We start from the raw sequence: 18,911 nt of genomic DNA on the forward strand, positions 1-18,911 counted from the left end.
GAGATTGAGACCGAAGCGTCTCAATCCGGTCGACAACCTCGACTCGGAGTGCTCGACGAGAAGTGTGTGGCTATGAACTCTCCACTGGTATCAGTCGGTCTGCCGTTGGCGCTGGCGGTGATCATGTTCGGCCTCGGGCTCTCGCTCACCGGCGCCGACTTCGCCCGCATCGCGAAGACGCCGCGCATCGTCGCCATCGCGCTGGTGTGCCAATTGATGGTGCTACCGGTGGTCGCGTTCGGCCTGGTGCTGCTGTTCGACCTGACGCCGATTCTGGCGGTCGGCATGATGCTGCTCGCCGCCTCGCCCGGCGGGACGACAGCGAACCTGTTCAGCCACCTGTTCCGTGGCGACGTGGCGCTGAATGTGTCGCTGACCGCGGTCAATTCGATCATCGCGGTCGTCACCGTGCCGCTGGTGACGAACTTCGCCATCGGCTACTTCGAGCCGAGCGGCGAGGACGGTTCGGTCGGTCTGCAGCTGAGCAAGGTGATCCAGGTGTTCGCCATCGTGCTGGTTCCGGTCGGCCTCGGCATGCTGGTGCGCCGCTGGTCGACGGAGTTCGCGGACCGGATGGACAAGCCGGTGCGCATCGGGTCGGCCATCACGCTGCTGCTGGTGATCGTCGGCACCATCGCCAGCGAGCACGAGACGCTGGCCGACTCGCTCGCCGACGTCGGCGCCATCACCGTCGTGTTCTGCCTGATCAGCCTGACGGTCGGCTACTACCTGCCGCGCCTGCTCGGCGTCGCCGACCGCCAGGCCATCGCCTGCTCGTTCGAGGTCGGCATCCACAACAGCACGATCGCCATCACCATCGCGATCAGCGTGCTCGACAGCACCGAAATGGCCATTCCCGCCGCGGTGTACGGCGTGCTGATGTTCCCGCTCGCCGGGCTCGTCGGCTGGCTCATCACCCGTCGACAGGTGCGGTCAGAGGTCGCCGCCGAGTGAGTCAGGGCTTCGCTCAGGCTTGCTGTGAGGAGCTGACGCGACGTCGATTCGCTGCACTGTGACTCAGGCGCGGAGGCGTTCCTTGCGGAGGCGCTGGACCTCGGGGAGGTCGAGCGGGGCGAGGTCGGCGGCCGGGATGCCGAGGGCCATGGCGATGAGGAGGTCGGCCAGCTCGGGGTTGCGGGCCAGTGCGGGGCCGTGCAGGTAGGTGCCGAAGACCGAACCCTGGACGACGCCCTCGGTGCCGTCACCGACGCCGTTGCCGACACCTCGGGTGACGCGGGCGAGCGGGGTGGCGTCGGTGCCCAGAGTCGTTCCGCCCCGGTGGTTTTCGAACCCGGTGAGGGGTGCTTTGAGCCCGGGAACCAGGGGGGTGGTTGTCACTTCGCCGATGGCGCGAATCATCTGGGGAGAGGTGGTGACATCGAAAAGGCTGACGCCGTCGACCTTTTCGCCCGCCGAGGTTTCGTACCAGTTGCCGAGCACCTGGATGGCGGCACAGATGGCGAGGACCGGAACGCCCTTGGCGGCGGCCTGCTGGAGGCCGGGGTACTTCTGGAGATGGCGGGTGGCCAGCCGCTGGGCGGAGTCCTCGGCGCCGCCGAGGGTGTAGATGTCGAAGGAGTCGGGGACGGGATCGGCGAGGGTGATGTCGACGATCTCGGCGTCGTAGCCGCGCATGCGCAGGCGCTGGCGCAGGACCAGCGCATTGCCGCCGTCGCCGTAGGTGCCCATCACGTCGGGCAGGACGAGGCCGATACGAATGGTTGACTCGCTCACTTGCGGGCCTCCAGGTCACGGTTGAGATCGCGGAACGCGGTGTAGTTGGCCAGCACCTCGACGTGCCCGGCGGGACAGGACGCGATGGCGCGCAAGGGATCCGGGATGAGCGTGTGTTCGACGCCGGCGTAGGTCAGGCGCACCGCGAGGTCGGTGGCGCGCTCGCCCGAGGCGACCACCTGCACGCCTTCGAAGTGCTCGAACCGCACGTCCCACAGCCACGACAGGTCCTCGCCATCGGGCACCTGACCGTTCACCGCGATCACCAGACCGGCCGAGGTCGGCTCGATCATCGACAGCGCTTCCTGCCAGCCCGCGGGGTTCTTGGCCAGCAGCAGACGGGCATCGTGTTCGCCGACGGTGACGGTGCGGTAGCGGCCCGCGATCTCGCGCACGGTGCCGGTGGCGTCGGTCGCCTTCGCCGGCTCGGCGCCCATCGCGACCGCGGCGGCCACGGCCTGGGCCGCATTGCCGCGATTCGCGCGACCGGGCAGGGCCAGATGCAGCGGAGCGCGGAAGCCGTCGGGGCCGCACAGGTCTTCGCCCTCCAGCCACCAAACCGGTTGCGGGCGGTGGAAATCGGCGCCGGTCGAGCGCCAGTTCTCGCCCTCCCAGACGATCGGCTCGCCGCTGCGCGGACAACTCGTGGCGTCGACGGCCCAGCCGCTGCCCGCCGACACCCACACCACATTCGGGTGGTCGTAGGCGATGGAGGCCACCAGCACGTCGTCACAGTTGGCGATGACGACCGCATTCGGATGACGCAAGAGCCCGGCGCGCAGCTTGCGTTCGATCATGTTGATCTCGCCGACCCGGTCGAGCTGGTCGCGGCTGAGATTGAGCAGCACCACGGCGGCGGGGTCGAGCGCGTCGCTCACGTGCGGCAGGTGCAGCTCGTCGACCTCGATCGCGGCCAGCGCCACACCGGGGTGCAGTCTGAGCGCGGCCACGATGCCCGCGTCCATGTTGGCGCCGTCGGCCTGGGTGGCGACATCGCCGAGCGTGCCCAGCGCCGCGGTCGTCATCCTGGTGGTGGTCGACTTTCCGTTCGTGCCGGTGATCAGCACTGTTCGCCGACCGCGCCCGAGCTGCGTCATGATCGACGGATCGATCTTCAACGCGATCAGGCCGCCGATCATCGAACCCTTGCCGCGACCCGCCTTCTGCGACGCCCACGACGCTGCCGCCGCTGCTCGCAAGGCCAATCGCCCACGCACCGAAATGTCTGCCACGCCGCGAGTCTATGTGCGTACCGTCCGGGCGCGCGTGCGGGAGCGGTGTGAGCTGCGTCCGGGTCAGGCCGGGTCGTCGAAAAGGTTGGGCAGACCCTTGGCGTAGCGGTCGACGTCGAGGAGCCGCAGCGGCTCGAGTTCGGGGGTGCGGCGCAGGCGGAAACCGCGACAGCGCTGCGCCGACGAGCCCGCCACGTCGAGCAGCGCGTTCACCGCGGCGCGGGCCGACTCGTTGGCGCCCTCCATGGTCGCCAGGTCGATATCGGTGCGCACGTAATCACCGGCGAGGAACAGGTTCTCGATCGATCCGTGCGGCTCCGGCCTGGCATCCCACGAACCCGCGGTATTGATGAGCAACGGGTCGGCATTCGCGTTGCGACTGCCCTGCCAGGTGATTCCCGGATCGAGAAACCAGGAATGCACGTCGGCGGGGCGAAGCAGTTGTTCGCGATCGTTGAGATGGCTGCTCAACTGCTCCCAGACTTCGCGGAAGATCTCCTCGTGGGTGCATTCGACGGCGGGTTTGCCGTAGAGCATTCCCGGCGAATTCCAATCGGAGATATCGACCGAAAGACAATCGGCCACCGACCCGTCGCCGAAGGACGGGAGTTTGTCGGTCCACAGCTGGTTCTGGCTGATCGAGGTGAGCGACCACGGCGAATCCACATAGGCCGTGTGTCCGCGCGAAATACGCAGTGGCGCACGGAAATAGATCTGTATTCCGTTCATCCAATCGACGAAGAGCCGATCCGTCACGGCGAGCTCCGGCGCCACGGCGAGCACTTGCGACGACCACAGTTTTCTGGCCTGTTCCACCGGCAGCGCCACCACGAAATAGTCGGCCTCGACGGTGCGCGCCCCCGTGGCATCGGTGATTCGAGCGGCGCGGATTCGTCGGTCGCGTACCTCGAGTTCGCTCACCCGTGCGCCGAGTTCGAACCGAACGCCGAGGTCACGCAGGTGGCGCACCCATGGGTCGAGCCAGGCGGTGTTGGTCGTGTTGTTGAGCACGCGGTCCAGGCCGCCGTCGTTGCCGAGGCCGAGCGGATTGCCGAGGAACTGCTCACCCATGCTGCCGATGGTGCGGGTACTGGCCAGGTTCTCCTTGGCGGCGACCATGATGGAGGTGAGCGACCTGGACACGACCGCGCGGAACTCGTGCGAACGCTCGTGCCCGCGCACGAAGTCGTACCAGGAGGTGTGCTCCCACTGCCCGAATCGACGGGCATCGCAGCTGGTGTTGAACACCATCAGCCGGTTGGCGAAGAACATGCCCTCCGCCGCCGACATCCTGGCGGTCGTGGCGATGGTGGCGGCCAGGGTTTCCCTGATCGAATCCGGGGTGGCCTGTGTGGCGGTGATGCCGTCGGGCAGGGCGAGCAGGATGTCGTCGCCGTCGCGACGCGAGAACCTGGCCTCCGGCACCGAGACGAGGTTGTTCCACACGCCGTCGGCGTTGCCTGCGAAAGGAATTCGGCGCATCGTGTCGGGCAGGTTCTGATAGAAGCCGGGGAAGAAACGGAACCCGTGCTCGCCGGGCAGATCGGGTCTGCCGTCGCGGCCGGTGCCGGGCACGCCCACGCTGCGCGCCTTGCCGCCCAGCGCCCGCGCCTCGTACACGGTGACCTCGAACCCGCGCTCGGCCAATTCGTGGGCGGCGGTCAGTCCGGCGACACCGCCGCCGAGGACGGCGACCCGTCGGCCGGGTGGCGCGGCGAATCCCGGCGCTCCCGCAACGGCCCCCGCCGATATCACCCCCGCTGCGACCGTGCCACGAAGTAGGTTCCTTCGCGAAACGGGCCACCGCTGTTCCGCCATACGCTGTTCAGCTGCCTTGCTCGAGTATTGCCTGGGATTTGCTACCACTCTAGAGCGCGGCGAAGACCTGGCTGTATCGACCTGTGCGTCATTCGCGAGCTCGAAACCGACCGGTCGCACAACAACCGCATCGGCGACCGGTCACATGCTAGCCAGAGCTCGAGCGATCGTGGGTCGAATTCGGGGGTCAGGCTCGGGCCAATTCGGAAGTGGGGGCGGGCGACGCTGCCTTCGTGAGCCCCCGGCCGGTGGTTGCCGCGAAGGCCCCCGCGATCACGATCGCCCCGCCGACCAGCGCGGCCACCGACGGCTGCTCGTCGAGAACTGTCCAGGCGGCCGCGATGCCGACGACCGGCACGAGCAGCGACAAAGGCGCGACTGTCCCCGCGGGGTAGCGGCTCATCAGGTAGGTCCACAGGCCGGATCCGCAAACGGTGGCGAGGACGGCGATATAGGCGAGCGCGGCCAGTGCGGGCAGGCCGTCGGCGGAGAACGCGGTGCCGATCGCGCGGAAACCGGTTCCAGGCCCCTCGACAACCATCGACAGCGCCAGCATCGGCAGCACGGGGACCACCGACATCCACAGCGTCAGGTGCATCGGGTTGTAACCGGGGGAATCGGCGCCGGCCTGGCGGGCGCCGATATTGCCGAACGCCCAGCCGAGGCCACCTGCCAAGGTCAGCAGAACGGGCAGCAGGGTGGCATTGGCCATCCGGTCGGCGCCGATCACCACCATGCCGAACACGGCGACGGCGAGGCCCGCCATCTGCACGGGCCGTAACCGCTCGCGCAGCAGTACCGCGCCGAGCACCACCGTGAACGGCGCCGACGACTGCAGCACCAGCGAGGCGAGACCGGTCGGCATCCCGGTGCGCATCGCCGTGAACAGGAACGCGAACTGCAGGATGCCGAAGCCGATGCCGTAGAGCAGCAGCCAGCGGGTGCGCACGGCGGGACGCGGGATGAAGATCAGGACGGGGATCGCGATCACGGCGAAGCGCAGTGCGACGAAGAAGAAGGGCGGGAAGTGGTCGAGGCCGATGCGGATGGCCAGGAAGTTCAGGCCCCAGAGCACGACGACGGTCAGTCCGAGCAGGCGGTCACGGGAGGTCACGCCCTTATCGTGCGGGCCGCTAAAGATCAGCACAATCGAATAAAAATGGATGGATAACGTAGTTTTACTTCATGTTCTCGATCGAGCGATTGCGGATTCTGCGCGAGCTGGCCGACCGTGGCACGGTCGCCGCCGTCGCCGAGGTGCTGTCGATGACGCCGTCGGCGGTCTCGCAGCAGTTGAAGGTGCTGGCCAGGGAAGCCGGGGTCGCGCTGCTCGAACCCGACGGGCGGCGGGTGCGGCTCACCGACGCGGGGCAGGCATTGGTGTTGCGGGCCGACGACGTGCTCGCCGCGATGGAGCGGGCGACCGCGGAGATGGCCCACTATCGGGGCTCGCCGCGCGGGCAGGTGCGGGTGGCGTCGTTCCCGTCCGGGGCCGCGCTGCTGCTGCCGCCGGTGCTGGCCACGCTGGCCACCAGTGGGGTCGAACTGGTGGCGGGTGACGAGGACCTGCCACCGAGTGAGGCGTCGAAACTGCTGGCCGACTACGACATCGTGCTCACCCATCGCGACGAACGCGCGCCGTCGCTGTCCGCGCCGCGGCTGGCGGCACGGGTGCTGATGCGCGAGCCGATCGATGTCGTTGTCGCGCCGGATCATCCGCTGGCCGGGCGTTCTTCGGTGCGCCCGGAAGAACTCGCCGAAGAGACCTGGGTGAGCGTGCGCGGCGGGTTCCCGGTCGACGATGTGCTCGAATCCATTGCCACCGTCACCGGGGTGCGGCCACGGATCGCGCAGCGGCTCAACGAGTTCCGTGTGATCGAGACGCTCGTGGCCTCCGGCTACGGTGTCGCGCTGATGCCGCGCTACGCCGTAGCCCACCCCGACCTGTCGGTCCTACCGCTGGCCGGGGTCCGCGCGGCCCGGGTCTACGAGATCATCACCCGCCCGCAGGCGCACCGCCGCCCGGCCGTCGCCACGGTGCTCGACGCGTTCGAGGCCGCGGCGCGCGAAGTCATCGCGCGGTGACGGACCCGCGCACCGAGAATTCGTTCTCCGTCAGAACTGGCCGGGCTGGTACTGCTGACCCGGGTAGGGCTGGCCCGGCTGATACTGCTGTTGCTGGGGCTGACCGTGGTAGCTGAAGTCGTCGGCGACCATCGCGGCCAGTTCGAGCAGGGCCCGCCTCGTCGGCTTGCTGACCAGCTCGAGGTCGATCTCGGCGCCCTCTGCCAGGTGATCGTCGAACGGAACGATCTGCACGGCGCGGGTGCGGTCGAGGAACAGTTTGCGTAGCTGGTCCAGGTCGACCGTGGACGCGCCACGGCGCGAGGCGTTCACGACGACGACGGTGCGTTCGACCAGCTTGCTGTAGCCGTGGTGGTCGAGCCAGTCCAGCGTCGCCGAGGCGCTGCGCGCACCGTCGATGGCGGGGGAGGTGACCAGCACCAGCGAGCTCGCCATATCCAGCACGCCCGACATCGCCGAGTGCATCAGACCGGTGCCGCAGTCGGTGAGGATGATGTTGTAGAACGACTGCAGGATGCCGATGGCCTTGCGGTAGTCGGCCTCGCTGAAGGCCTCCGACACGGCCGGATCCTGTTCGGAGGCAAGCACTTCCAGTCGGCTCGGGGCCTGCGAGGTGTGTGCGCGAACATCGGAGTAGCGGGTGATCTGCTGGTCTTCGAGCAGGTTGCGCACCGTCGAGCGGGTCTGACGTGGCACCCGGTGGGCGAGGGTGCCCAGGTCGGGGTTGGCGTCGATGGCGATGACGCGGTCACCGCGCTGGGAGGCGAAGGTGGAGCCGAGACCGACCGTGGTGGTGGTCTTGCCGACGCCGCCCTTGAGCGAGAGGATCGCGATCCGGTAATCGCCGCGCACGGGCTGGTTGACCCGCTCGCCGAGATCGCGGTAGACGACATCGGCCGCCGACTCACCGGGGTTGATCACACCGCCGGACACCTTGTGCACGGCCTTGCGCCACCCGCTACGCGGTGACTTGCGCGCGCGCTTGAGCAGGTTCAGATCGTTGACCGAATGACCGGGCTGGTTCGGTGCCTGCATGTGCTGCGGCTGGAACGGTTGCTGCTGCGGGGGCGGACCGCCCCACTGCTGGCCGGGCGGCGGACCCGCCGGACCCGGCTGGCCCAGCTGCCCGGGGAACTGCCCCGGGTGACCGGGGAACTGTCCCTGCTGTTCGGGCTGGCCAGGGGGCATCCCGCCCTGCATCGGCTGCTGGTACATCGGCGGCGGCGGAGGCGCCCAGCTGTAGATGGGCTCGGACTGCGGCCCCTGCTCCTGTGCGGGGAACTGTTGCTGTTGTTCGGGTCCGGGGTAGGGCTGGCCCTCGGCGCCCGGATACTGCGGCTGCTGTTCGGCGCCGGGGTACTGCGGCGGCAGACCCGGTTGCGGCTGCTCGCCGGTCGCGTGCGGGCCGGGGTAGGGCTGTTCGGCGCCCGGCTGACCCGGCAGCCACGGCTGCTCGCCCGGCTGGCTCGGCCACGGCTGCTGCTCGGGGCCGTTCATCGGCGGCGCGCCGCTGCTCTGATACGGATCGGGCACCGAGTACGGAGCGCCCTGCGCGAACTGACCCGGCGGCGCGAAACCTGCGGGCTGATACACGGTTTGGTCGGCGAGGCCGGCATGGCCGGGATCGGCGACGGGCTGATCACCGGTCGACGGATCGCTGACTTCACCGACTGGGTCGGCGGCGGTTTCGGCGGGCTCGATGTCGTCCTCGGTCGCGGTCTGCACACCGGAGGGACCGGACGCAGCTTCGGACACGTCAGCCGACGGACTCTGCAGCCACGGCGGCGAGGTCGGATTATGGTCGTTGTTGGTCACAGTTCCCCCACTTGCTCGCTGAACGAGCAGGAAAGCTCGGCGCTGAATATGCCCTAAAACGCTAACACGGAGCCAAATTTCGCGCGCCGGTGGCAGCTGGCACGCACAGGCAGATGAGAATCGAATGCGCCCAGCTCAACCGGTATATCCGGCGCGAAGCCGACCAGCCGGACCGCAGTTATCCACAGGATCGTAAAACTATCCACAGGTCAGCATGGTGGCCGAGACCCGGTCTCGGCCACCATGAAGCAACCTATTGCGCGGCGCGGTTCACGGCCGAGACGACCGCGCGCAGCGAGGCGGTGGTGATCGAGGTGGCGATGCCGACGCCCCACACGACCTTGTCGCCGATCGCGACCTCGACGTAGGCGGCGGCCTGCGCGTCGTCACCGGCGGACATCGCGTGCTCGCTGTAGTCGAGCACGCGCACGTCGAAGCCGACGGTCGCGATCGCGTCGACGAACGCGGCCAGCGGGCCGTTGCCCGAACCGCTGATCTCCTGCTCGGCGCCCTCGACCTTGACGGTCACCACGATGGAGTCGACGCCACCGTCGGTCTCGGCCGCGGTGACCTTCTGCTTGATCCGCTCGAGCGGCATGATCGGGTTCAGGTACTCGGAAGCGAAGACGTCCCACATCTCCTTGGGCGTCACCTCGCCGCCCTCACCGTCGGTGATCGCCTGGATCGCCTGCGAGAACTCGATCTGCAGGCGACGCGGCAGCACCAGCCCGTGATCGGTCTTCATGATGTAGGCCACGCCGCCCTTGCCGGACTGCGAGTTCACCCGGATCACGGCCTCGTAGGTGCGGCCGACGTCCTTCGGGTCGATCGGCAGGTACGGGACCTCCCAGACGATGTCGGACACGTCGGCGTCGCGCGCGTCGGCGGTGGCCTTCATCGCGTCCAGGCCCTTGTTGATGGCGTCCTGGTGGCTGCCCGAGAACGCGGTGTAGACCAGGTCACCGCCGTAGGGGTGACGCTCGGCGACGGCCAGTTGGTTGCAGTACTCCACCGTGCGACGGACCTCGTCGATATCGGAGAAGTTGATCTGCGGGTCGATGCCGCGCGAGAACATGTTCATGCCCAGCGTCACCAGGCAGACATTGCCGGTGCGCTCACCGTTGCCGAACAGGCAGCCCTCGATACGGTCGGCGCCGGCCTGGTAGCCCAGCTCGGCGGCCGCGACGGCGGTGCCACGGTCGTTGTGCGGGTGCAGCGACAGCACGATCGAGTCGCGTCGAGCCAGGTTGCGGTGCATCCACTCGATCGAGTCGGCGTACACGTTCGGGGTGGCCATCTCGACGGTCGCGGGCAGGTTGATGATCAGCGGCTTGGCCGGGGTCGGCGCGATGATCTCGGAGACCGCGTCGCACACCTCACGGGCGTAGTCCAGCTCGGTGCCGGTGTAGGACTCCGGGCTGTACTCGTAGCGCCACTCGGTGTCGGGGTAGCGCTTCTCGATCTCCAGGCACAGCGACGCCGCATCGGTGGCGATCTTCTTCACCGCGTCGCGGTCGGCGCGGAAGACGACCCGGCGCTGCAGGATCGAGGTGGAGTTGTAGAAGTGCACGATCACGTTCGGTGCGCCCGCGCAGGCCTCGAAGGTGCGCTCGATCAGCTCGGGGCGGCACTGGGTGAGGACCTGGATGGTGACGTCGGCGGGGACGGCGCCGTCTTCGATGATCTCGCGGACGAAATCGAAGTCGGTCTGGCTCGCGGCCGGGAAACCGACCTCGATCTCCTTGTAGCCCATCCGCACCAGCAGGTCGAACATGCGGCGCTTACGGGCCGGGCTCATCGGGTCGATGAGGGCCTGGTTGCCGTCGCGCAGGTCGACGGCGCACCACGCGGGCGCGCGATCGATGATCTTGTCCGGCCAGGTGCGGTCGGGCACCGTGATCGGCTCGACCTCTTCGGCGAAGGGGCGATACCGGAACGCCGGCATCGAGGAGTTCTTCTGGGTGTTCCAGGCGGGCTGGTCGGCCGGTGCGGGTTTGCCGGGGGCCGAAATGGTGCGCGAAGCGGATACGAATGCGTCAGCCGAGGACATGCAAGTTTCTCCGTGGGTGTGAGGATTCCCTGAATGGGAGCGGGTCGACCGGCGCGTTGGAACCCCGCGACGGGAGCCGGTCCGTATCAGGACCCGTCGCGGCGGCCGAGAAGAAGAGCCCGCTGCAGCATGATCCTCCGAGCTTACCGCGTGCCCACCCCTGCTTGTAAGCGGCCCGGAACAATTCAGTGGATCAAGTCCGCTGCCATTCGCTCACCAGTTGACCAGTACGGTTTCCTGCATAACGCACGCTTGTACGGACCTGCGCGTCCGACGAGACGTACCAAAGGAATTCGAAATGACTTGGTTACAACAGGTGGCCGTCTTCGCCGCGGGTATCGCGGCCGGCGGCATCAATACGATCGTCGGATCGGGCACGCTGATCACCTTTCCCGCGCTGCTCGCGTTCGGGTTGCCGCCGGTGACGGCGAATGTGTCCAACACCATCGGGCTCGTCCCCGGCTCGGTGAGCGGGGTGATCGGTTATCGGCGCGAACTGCAGGGGCAGCGGTCGCGACTGCTGCAGCTGGGCACCGCGTCGCTGCTCGGCGGCATCACGGGCGCGATCCTGCTGTTGACGATGCCCGCGGAGGCGTTCAAGGCGATCGTCCCGGTCCTCATCATCGCGGCGCTGATATTGGTGGTGGTGCAGCCTCGGCTGGCCGCGTGGGTGAAGAAGCGTCGGGAGGGCGGCGAATCGTCGGCGCCGGAACACGGCGGCCCGATTCTGCTGATCGCGGTGTTCGCCACCGGCATCTACGGCGGGTACTTCGGAGCGGCGCAGGGAGTGCTGCTGCTCGGTTTGCTCGGGGTGTTCGTGCACGAGGACATCCAGCGGCTCAACGGCGTGAAGAACGTGCTGGCCCTGATCGTCAACGCGGTGTCGGCGCTGATCTTCATCGTGGTCGCCGAGGTGGATTGGCAGGCGGTGGCGTTGATCGCGGTCGGCTCGATCATCGGCGGGCAGCTGGGGGCGAAGGTGGGCCGTAAGTTACCGCCGAATGTGCTGCGCGGGGTGATCGTGGTGGTCGGCACCGTCGCAGTGGTGCGCCTGCTCACCAGCTGAGTTCCCCACGGCGTCCCTCGGGCGTCGTGACTTGGGACAAATGTGGGTGCTAGCGGGCGATTCGTCGTGTTTGCGGGTATTCTTCGCCTCGGCCATGCGTGATGAGGGAGGTGGCCTGGTGCACAGACGTGCCTTTTTCAAGGCGGCGGGACTGGCGGCTGCTGCCGGTGCCGTGGGAACGACGCTGGCGAGCGTGCCCGCTTCGGCGGATCCGCGCGAGACGATGTTCCAGTCCTGGGTACCCGAGATCTTCGCCCCGATCCCGGACGCACCGGCGCATACGCAGGCCATCGTGATCGGATCCGGCTTCGGCGCCGCCGTCACGGCGCTGCGCCTGGCCGAGGCCGGGATCGCCAATACGGTGCTGGAGCGCGGTTCGCACTGGCCCAACGATCCGTGGCGGGAGATCTTCACCGGCGACGATCTGCCCGACGGCCGCGGGTTCTGGCATCGCACCAGCTTCACCGGCGTCACCAAGGTGCCGATGAGTTTCAGCGCGTTCGGCGGAGTGCTGGATGTGACCGAATATTCCGGTATCGATGTGTGGCGGGCCGCCGCTGTCGGCGGCGGATCGGTGATCTTCACCGGGGCGATGGTGGCGCCGGAACGCAGGCTCTTCGACCAGGTCTTCGGTGGTGTGGTCGATTTCGGCGAGCTCGAAAGCGTCTACTACCCGCGGGTGCGCCAGATGCTGCGACTCGACCAGATGCCCGCCGACATCTACAACTCCTCGCCCTTCGCGCACTCGCGCGCCTGGGACGACCAGGTGCGGGCCGCCGGTTACCAGCCGCTGCCCAACGATTCGATCTTCAGCTGGGACGTGCTGCGCAGCGAGCTCGCGGGAAGCTCGCGTGCCTCGGCCACCTCGGCCCGCTCCAATCTCGGCAACTCCAACGGCGCCAAGTTCGACCTCAATCAGAACTACCTGCGCTACGCCCGCGAGACCGGCAAGTCCCAGGTGTTCCCCGGCCACCGCGTCGACGCCATCGCCCAGGAGGCGAGTGGCAGGTTCGTCGTCACCGTGTCGAAGCTCGCGCCGAGCGGTCAGGTGCTGAGCACCCGCAACCTGACCTGCGACAAGCTGTTTCTCGGCGCCGGTTCGATCGGCACCTCGGAGCTGCTGGTCCGCGCCCAGGCCACCGGCGCGCTGCCCAACCTCAACGAACACATCGGCGACGGCTTCGGCACCAACGGTGACGTGGTGCTGGCCCGCGGCGCGAGCGCCATCGCGGGCCAGGGCCAAGGCGTGCCGAGCGCCAGCCGGATCCACGACGAATCCAACGTGCCGCTCACCCTGGAGAACTGGTACATCCCCGGCATCCCGTTCGAGACCGGCGCGCTGGCCTCGCTCGGCATGGTCCTCGATCCGACCCGCGCTCGCTTCGGCTATCACGCCGCGACGGGCGGCGTCGGCCTGAACTGGTCGGCGGCCACGCAGCACGCGGTCGCCGCGGCGGCTCGCGTGGTCGACCATCGGATCGCCGATCGCGCGGGCGCGGTCGCCGAATACGGCGCGCTCGGTTACGACGCCAACGCCCAGTTCACGGCGCACCCGCTCGGCGGCGCGGTTCTCGGCAAGGCCACCGACGCCCACGGTCGCGTCCACGGACACCCCGGCCTCTACGTGATGGACGGTGCCGCGATCCCCGGCAGCACCGCGACCGTCAACCCGTCTCTGACCATCACCGCCCTGGCAGAACGCAATATCGAGGCCGTCCTGCGCGGCTGAACACGCCACCGACCGGCGTCCGCAACTCCCCTCGCGGCGCCGGTCCACCAATTAGCGTGGGCACCAGCAAGGCCGACCTACGCGGCGCCGACCGCCAGATATTCAGGAGCAACAGTGGCTTCACCGGGGATCGAACGGGTCGAGGCCCTGCCGGACGTGCGCTCGAAGACGCCCAGCCTGCGCATCGACATCTTCATGCTGATCCTCGCCATCATCTCGGTGGTGCTGGTCGTGTGGATCACCTTCTTCGAGGTCAGCGGGCCGACCTACCACGCGATCGTCGTCGTCGACACGTCGATCTGCGCGATCTTCCTCGTCGAGTTCCTGTGGCGCTGGCGCCGGGCGGGCTGGCCGTGGTCGTTCCCGTTCATCTACTGGTACGAGGTCCTCGGCATGATCCCGGTGACCACGCCGCTGTTCCGCGGGTTCCGGCTGTTGCGCATCGTGGTGATCTTGATCCGGTTGGGCCGGGTTGCCGATCGGGCGCTGGGGGAGCGGGTCACCGCGACGATCGTCAACCGGTTCGTCGGCACGATCGTCGACGTCATCAAGCGCCCGATGACGATCGCGATCCTCGACGAGGTTTCCAAGGTTCTACGCGCAGGCCACTACACCCAGAACATCGCCGCCGCGCTCGAGGAGAACCACGCCGAGGTCGATCAGCTGATCATGGACCTGATCAAGAACGACCCGCAGACCGGCAAGCTGCGCTACGTGCCATTCCACGACGACATCATCCGGCTCGTCGCCGACACGGTCTACCGCATGCTGCGTCAGCTGCTCGACGATCCGCGCACCGACGAACTCGTCGCCGACATGCTGCGCGAGAACCTCGACCAGATCAACGACGCCGTGCGCGCCGGGGTGAAGGTCCCGCCCTCACACCGTGGGGCGACGCCCACCGAGCACGGCGTGCGCCACCACGTCGGTCAGATCAAGCGTGTCTGATCTGGTCACGCGGCTGCGCGAATCGCAGGGTCTCGAAGATCACCAGCGCGGCCAGCACGGCGCACAGCAGGGTGAGCGATGCGAGCGCGGGCAGGTGCGCGGCGAACGGGATCAGCGCGAGCAGTAGGACCACGGTGATCACGCGCGCGATCGATACCGATTTCGAGGCATAGTATTTCGCCACGACGACGCCGAGGATGAACAGCGCTGGTCCCGCGTAGAGCGCACCGAGCGGGATGCCGTAGAGCGGGTCGGTGAGCTTGTGGTGCGAGGAGTCGCCCACGTAGTACAGCACCTTCTTCAACCCGAGCGAGAGCGCGATCACGCCGACGATCATCGGAAAATGCCAGTACGTGTAGCTGTTCTGCGCGATCTTGATCTGCTCGGCGCCCTTGGCATGGGCCAAACTGTGTTCGATCGAGATCGCGGCGACGTCGAAGTAGAGCCACCACAGCAGACCCGAGACCGCGAGCCCGAGCATCGAGCCCAGCGCGATCGGCCAGGAGATCGGCAGTCCGGCCACCCCGATTCCGATCGAGACGATCGATTCGCCCAGCGCCACGATGACGATCAGCCCGTAGCGTTCGGCGAAGTGCTTGGCCGAATTGAGCCGCCAGTCGGTGCCCGCGACGAAGGTCCACACCATGTCGCCGACGATCGCGGCGATCCACAGCAGGATCTGGGTGAGGCCCGTGGTCATCGCGGCGATCACCAGCAGCGTGGTGCCGATGGTGATCGAACCGAGCGCCCAGCGCAGCAACTGCCCGCGCAGCTGGGAGTCCTCGGCGCTGACCGCCCAGAAGATGGCGACGTGCACGAGTCGCACCACCAGGTAGGCGATGGCGAAGACCAGCGGGCCGAACCAGCCGCCGGGCAGATCGGTGAACGCCTCGGGAATGGTGAGCGCGGCGATGAACGCACCGCCCATCGCGACGAAGATGCCCACCCTCGCGATGCCCTCGTCGGCGCGCACCACATTGCCCAACCACGAGTAGGCGATCCACAGCCACCACATCAGGGCGAGGACCAGCGTGGCCCGCAGCATGTTCGCCGCCGTGGTCTCGTCTGCTGCCAGGTCGGTGACCATGGTGAAGGCGAAGACGATCACCAGGTCGAAGAACAATTCGAGCTGGGTCACCGAGCTGTCCGCGGTGACCGGACGGAACCGGACCCGTCGATTTCCGATCATGCGATCAATCGTCGCACCCCCGACCACGATTCGCGCGCGGCGACGATGGTTTCGCAGACGGCGCAATCAGCCGGCCGCGTAGCCCCCGATCTCGGGATACCGCTCGGCGAACTCGATGAAGTTCGCGACCGTCTCGTCGTGCAGCTTGCGCAGCGAGCGGTTGAAGAGGATGCCTGGAATAGGTAATGGAAGTGAGAGCTCCACGTGGTAGTCGACCTCGGTGCCCTCGGGCGTCTCGAGCAGCTCGATCCAACCCCCGCCTTTGGAACCGCGACTGCTGTCGACCACCCGCCACGACGAGCGGTACTGCTCCCAGGTGTATTCGAGCACCTGGGCGTCGGAGTTTCCCATGAAGTGGGCGGTGGCGAAGACCCGGCGCGGCCTGCCGTCGGCGTCGCGCGGGCCTACCCGGACATCACTGAGCGAGGTCGACCACTCCGACATCAGGTCAACGGCCAGTAGTGCGTCCATCACTTGGTCGATCTCGGCGTCAACGGTGAATCGGATGTCGATCTTCGAGCGCATCTGTGTCTATCCTCCGAACCCCCGCAGCTTTCGCGCCCGATTGTGCACAGTCGTACTAGTGATCGTCAACACGTCTATGGTCTGGACAAATGACCGGGTCAGGTGCTTATCACACGCTCGACGGCCGTTTCGATCAGTGCCATGCTCTGTTGCTCGGTGAAGATTCCGGGCAGTGTGAGGTGTTCGACGATGAGCCAGTTGAGCGCCAGGTAGAGCAGTAGTACCGACTCCGCGTCGCCTGGCATGCCGGATGCCAGATGATTGCGCACGTTGAAATCGATGTCGGCGCGGACGCGTTCGGTGAGCACCGTGCGTAGCTCGGGGCGCCGGGTGGCCTCGAGGCGGAGTTCCAGCAGCGCGAGGTAGGCCTTGCGATGCGATTCGATGCGCCCGACCACCTCTTTCATCAGCGTGGTGATGTTGTCGATGTCCTTCGGGCCGTCGCTGACCAGTGCCATCGTCTCCTCGCTCGGCTGGACCACCTCGTAGAAGCGCACGCCTGCCTGGGTCAGGAGCTCGTCGCGATTGGCGAAGTAGTTCGACGCCGTGCCCGCGGGGACCGCCGCCTGTTTGTCCACCGCGCGGAAAGTGAGGCCGCGGGCGCCTTCGTCGGCGAGGACCTCGATGGCCGCGTCGAGGAGAGCTTGTCGTCGTTCGGGGTTGGTACGCACTTGACACCACTCCATCTGTAGTACTACCTTGAAACCACTTCAAACATAGTACAACAACTGAGGCGGTAACCATGCGAAAGCTTGTCTACTACATCGGCGTCTCCCTCGACGGCTACATCGCAGGTCCCGGCGGTGAATACGAGTTCTACCCGACCCCGCCGGAATACTCGGGCTGGCTCAACGGCGAATTTCCCGAGGCGATCCCGGTCCACCTCCGCCCGCATTTCGGCATCGACGTCGATACGCCGAACAAGAACTGGGACACCATGCTGATGGGTCGCGGCACCTACGCGGCCGCGTACGACGCCGGCGTCCTCAGCCCGTTCGTCCACATGAAGCAGTACGTCTTCTCCTCCTCGCTCAGCCCGGTCGACGCCCCCAACATCGAGATCGTCGACGGCGATCCGGTCGAGCTGGTGCGCGAACTCAAGCAGCGGGAAGGTCTCGACATCTGGCTGTGTGGCGGCGGGAACCTCGCGGGACAGCTTCTCGACGAGATCGATCAGCTGATCGTCAAGAGCTACCCGGTCATCGCGGGCGAGGGCATTCCCGCCTTCGCCGGTGTCTTCAAACCGACACTTTTTACTCCGACCCGACGCAAGGAATTCGACAGCGGCGCGCAGGTCACCTGGTTCGATCGGAGCTGAATCCAGTGGTTAGCCACAGGTGACAAGCCTGTGTCGTTTTCCACAGGCAGGGCAGGTAGCAGCAAAACCGGTGGCCCGGGCCCGGTACTCTTGGTCGCTGATACCAATCTGACACTCGATCGTGAAGGACCTGCTGTGGCTCTCGTAGTTCAGAAGTACGGAGGATCCTCGGTGGCTACCGCCGAGCGGATCCGGCGCGTCGCTGAACGGATCGTGGAGACGAAGAAGCAGGGGCACGACGTGGTTGTCGTGTGCTCGGCCATGGGCGACACGACCGATGAGTTGCTCGATCTCGCGGAGCAGGTGGCCCCGGCGCCGCCCGCTCGCGAGATGGACATGCTACTCACCTCGGGCGAGCGCATCTCGAATGCCTTGGTGGCCATGGCTATTCACACTCTCGGCGCCGAGGCTCGCTCGTTCACCGGTTCGCAGGCAGGCGTGATCACCACCGGTGCGCACGGCAACGCCAAGATCATCGACGTGACCCCGGGGCGCCTGCAGGAGGCGCTCGCCGAGGGCCAGATCGTGCTGGTGGCCGGCTTCCAGGGCGTGAGCCAGGACAGCAAGGACGTCACCACGCTGGGCCGCGGCGGCTCCGACACCACCGCCGTCGCGTTGGCCGCGGCGTTGAAAGCCGACGTCTGCGAGATCTACACCGACGTCGACGGCATCTTCTCCGCCGACCCGCGCATCGTGCCCGACGCCCAGAAGCTCGACAACATCTCCTACGAGGAGATGCTCGAGATGGCCGCCTGCGGCTCGAAGGTGCTCATGCTGCGCTGCGTGGAGTACGCGCGCCGCTACAACGTTCCCGTTCATGTTCGGTCGTCCTACACCGACAAGATCGGCACCACTGTTTTCGGATCGATGGAGGACATTCCCGTGGAGCAGGCAATCCTGACCGGCGTCGCGCACGACCGCAGCGAAGCCAAGGTGACCGTCGTCGCCCTACCGGACGAGCCGGGCTACGCGGCCAAGGTGTTCCGCGCGGTGGCCGACGCCGAGATCAACATCGACATGGTGCTGCAGAACATCTCCAAGGTCGACACGGGCAAGACCGACATCACCTTCACCTGCCCCAAGACCGACCTCGTCCGCGCGGTGCAGATGCTCACCGCGCGCCAGGCCGAGATCGGCTTCGCCGAGATCCTCTCCGACGATCACATCGGCAAGGTTTCCCTGGTCGGCGCCGGCATGAAGTCGCACCCGGGCGTCACCGCGACTTTCTGTGAGGCGCTGGCCAACGCGGGCGTCAACATCGACCTGATCTCCACCTCGGAGATCCGGATCTCGGTGCTGGTGCGCGACACCGAACTCGATGAAGCGGTGCAGGTGTTGCACAAGGCATTCGATCTCGGCGGCGAAGAGGCCGCTGTCGTCCACGGCGGAACGGGGCGTTAGG

General features: G+C 67.1%; 16 protein-coding genes. 7 read left to right on the forward strand and 9 right to left on the reverse strand.

Features of this window, described 5'->3' with window-relative positions:
• Nucleotides 1–72: 72 nt before the first annotated feature.
• On the forward strand, nt 73–954 hold the full coding sequence (locus tag IBJ82_RS08895) for a bile acid:sodium symporter family protein (protein WP_194825482.1): 882 nt from the start codon (nt 73–75) through the stop codon (nt 952–954).
• Between the two features lie 63 nt (nt 955–1,017).
• Here IBJ82_RS08895 and IBJ82_RS08900 read toward each other — a convergent pair whose 3' ends face one another.
• From IBJ82_RS08900 to IBJ82_RS08915, 4 genes are all read right to left on the reverse strand, one after another.
• Nucleotides 1,018–1,734: a glutamine amidotransferase gene (locus tag IBJ82_RS08900; protein WP_194825483.1), complete on the reverse strand. Its 717-nt coding sequence runs from the start codon at nt 1,732–1,734 to the stop codon at nt 1,018–1,020.
• Complete coding sequence (locus IBJ82_RS08905) at nt 1,731–2,966, reverse strand: MurT ligase domain-containing protein (RefSeq protein ID WP_194825484.1); 1,236 nt, start codon at nt 2,964–2,966, stop codon at nt 1,731–1,733. The genes IBJ82_RS08900 and IBJ82_RS08905 overlap by 4 nt, the downstream gene beginning before the upstream one ends.
• Nucleotides 2,967–3,029: 63 nt before the next feature.
• Nucleotides 3,030–4,784: an FAD-dependent oxidoreductase gene (locus IBJ82_RS08910; RefSeq protein ID WP_194825485.1), complete on the reverse strand. Its 1,755-nt coding sequence runs from the start codon at nt 4,782–4,784 to the stop codon at nt 3,030–3,032.
• A 187-nt stretch (nt 4,785–4,971) separates the two neighbouring features.
• Nucleotides 4,972–5,898: an EamA family transporter gene (locus IBJ82_RS08915; protein ID WP_194825486.1), complete on the reverse strand. Its 927-nt coding sequence runs from the start codon at nt 5,896–5,898 to the stop codon at nt 4,972–4,974.
• Nucleotides 5,899–5,969: 71 nt separating this feature from the next.
• Between IBJ82_RS08915 and IBJ82_RS08920 the strand changes: the two genes are divergently transcribed.
• Nucleotides 5,970–6,869 (forward strand): LysR family transcriptional regulator, encoded by a 900-nt coding sequence (locus IBJ82_RS08920; protein WP_194825487.1) that lies wholly within the window; start codon nt 5,970–5,972, stop codon nt 6,867–6,869.
• A 30-nt stretch (nt 6,870–6,899) separates the two neighbouring features.
• Here IBJ82_RS08920 and IBJ82_RS08925 read toward each other — a convergent pair whose 3' ends face one another.
• Together IBJ82_RS08925 and leuA are read right to left on the reverse strand one after the other, a co-directional pair.
• Nucleotides 6,900–8,366: a MinD/ParA family protein gene (locus IBJ82_RS08925; RefSeq protein WP_228536943.1), complete on the reverse strand. Its 1,467-nt coding sequence runs from the start codon at nt 8,364–8,366 to the stop codon at nt 6,900–6,902.
• A 571-nt stretch (nt 8,367–8,937) separates the two neighbouring features.
• Nucleotides 8,938–10,734, reverse strand: a complete 1,797-nt coding sequence (leuA, locus tag IBJ82_RS08930) for a 2-isopropylmalate synthase (protein WP_194825488.1) — start codon at nt 10,732–10,734, stop codon at nt 8,938–8,940.
• 298 nt (nt 10,735–11,032) lie between these two features.
• On the opposite strand from leuA, the gene IBJ82_RS08935 reads away from it, so the two are divergent.
• The 3 genes from IBJ82_RS08935 to IBJ82_RS08945 all read left to right on the forward strand — a co-directional run bounded on the left by IBJ82_RS08935 (nt 11,033) and on the right by IBJ82_RS08945 (nt 14,477).
• Nucleotides 11,033–11,800, forward strand: a complete 768-nt coding sequence (locus tag IBJ82_RS08935) for a sulfite exporter TauE/SafE family protein (protein WP_194825489.1) — start codon at nt 11,033–11,035, stop codon at nt 11,798–11,800.
• A gap of 118 nt (nt 11,801–11,918) precedes the next feature.
• Entirely contained in the window at nt 11,919–13,529 is a 1,611-nt protein-coding gene (locus IBJ82_RS08940) for a GMC oxidoreductase (RefSeq protein ID WP_370585229.1), read from the forward strand.
• A 114-nt stretch (nt 13,530–13,643) separates the two neighbouring features.
• The gene (locus tag IBJ82_RS08945; protein ID WP_194825491.1) at nt 13,644–14,477 is read left to right on the forward strand and encodes an ion transporter; all 834 of its coding nucleotides are present in this window, start codon (nt 13,644–13,646) and stop codon (nt 14,475–14,477) included.
• Here IBJ82_RS08945 and IBJ82_RS08950 read toward each other — a convergent pair.
• The 3 genes from IBJ82_RS08950 to IBJ82_RS08960 form a co-directional block, all read right to left on the reverse strand.
• The gene (locus tag IBJ82_RS08950; RefSeq protein ID WP_194825492.1) at nt 14,464–15,666 is read right to left on the reverse strand and encodes a low temperature requirement protein A; all 1,203 of its coding nucleotides are present in this window, start codon (nt 15,664–15,666) and stop codon (nt 14,464–14,466) included. The genes IBJ82_RS08945 and IBJ82_RS08950 overlap by 14 nt on opposite strands.
• A 66-nt stretch (nt 15,667–15,732) precedes the next feature.
• Nucleotides 15,733–16,191, reverse strand: a complete 459-nt coding sequence (locus IBJ82_RS08955; RefSeq protein WP_194825493.1) for an SRPBCC family protein — start codon at nt 16,189–16,191, stop codon at nt 15,733–15,735.
• 98 nt (nt 16,192–16,289) lie between these two features.
• Entirely contained in the window at nt 16,290–16,862 is a 573-nt protein-coding gene (locus tag IBJ82_RS08960) for a TetR/AcrR family transcriptional regulator (RefSeq protein WP_370585230.1), read from the reverse strand.
• Nucleotides 16,863–16,933: 71 nt separating this feature from the next.
• On the opposite strand from IBJ82_RS08960, the gene IBJ82_RS08965 reads away from it, so the two are divergent.
• Nucleotides 16,934–17,509, forward strand: a complete 576-nt coding sequence (locus IBJ82_RS08965) for a dihydrofolate reductase family protein (RefSeq protein WP_194825495.1) — start codon at nt 16,934–16,936, stop codon at nt 17,507–17,509.
• A gap of 135 nt (nt 17,510–17,644) precedes the next feature.
• The gene (locus IBJ82_RS08970) at nt 17,645–18,910 is read left to right on the forward strand and encodes an aspartate kinase (protein WP_194825496.1); all 1,266 of its coding nucleotides are present in this window, start codon (nt 17,645–17,647) and stop codon (nt 18,908–18,910) included.
• Nucleotide 18,911 lies beyond the last annotated feature (1 nt).

It is taken from the genome of Nocardia sp. XZ_19_231 (assembly GCF_015355705.1).
GTDB classification, from domain to species: domain Bacteria; phylum Actinomycetota; class Actinomycetes; order Mycobacteriales; family Mycobacteriaceae; genus Nocardia; species Nocardia salmonicida.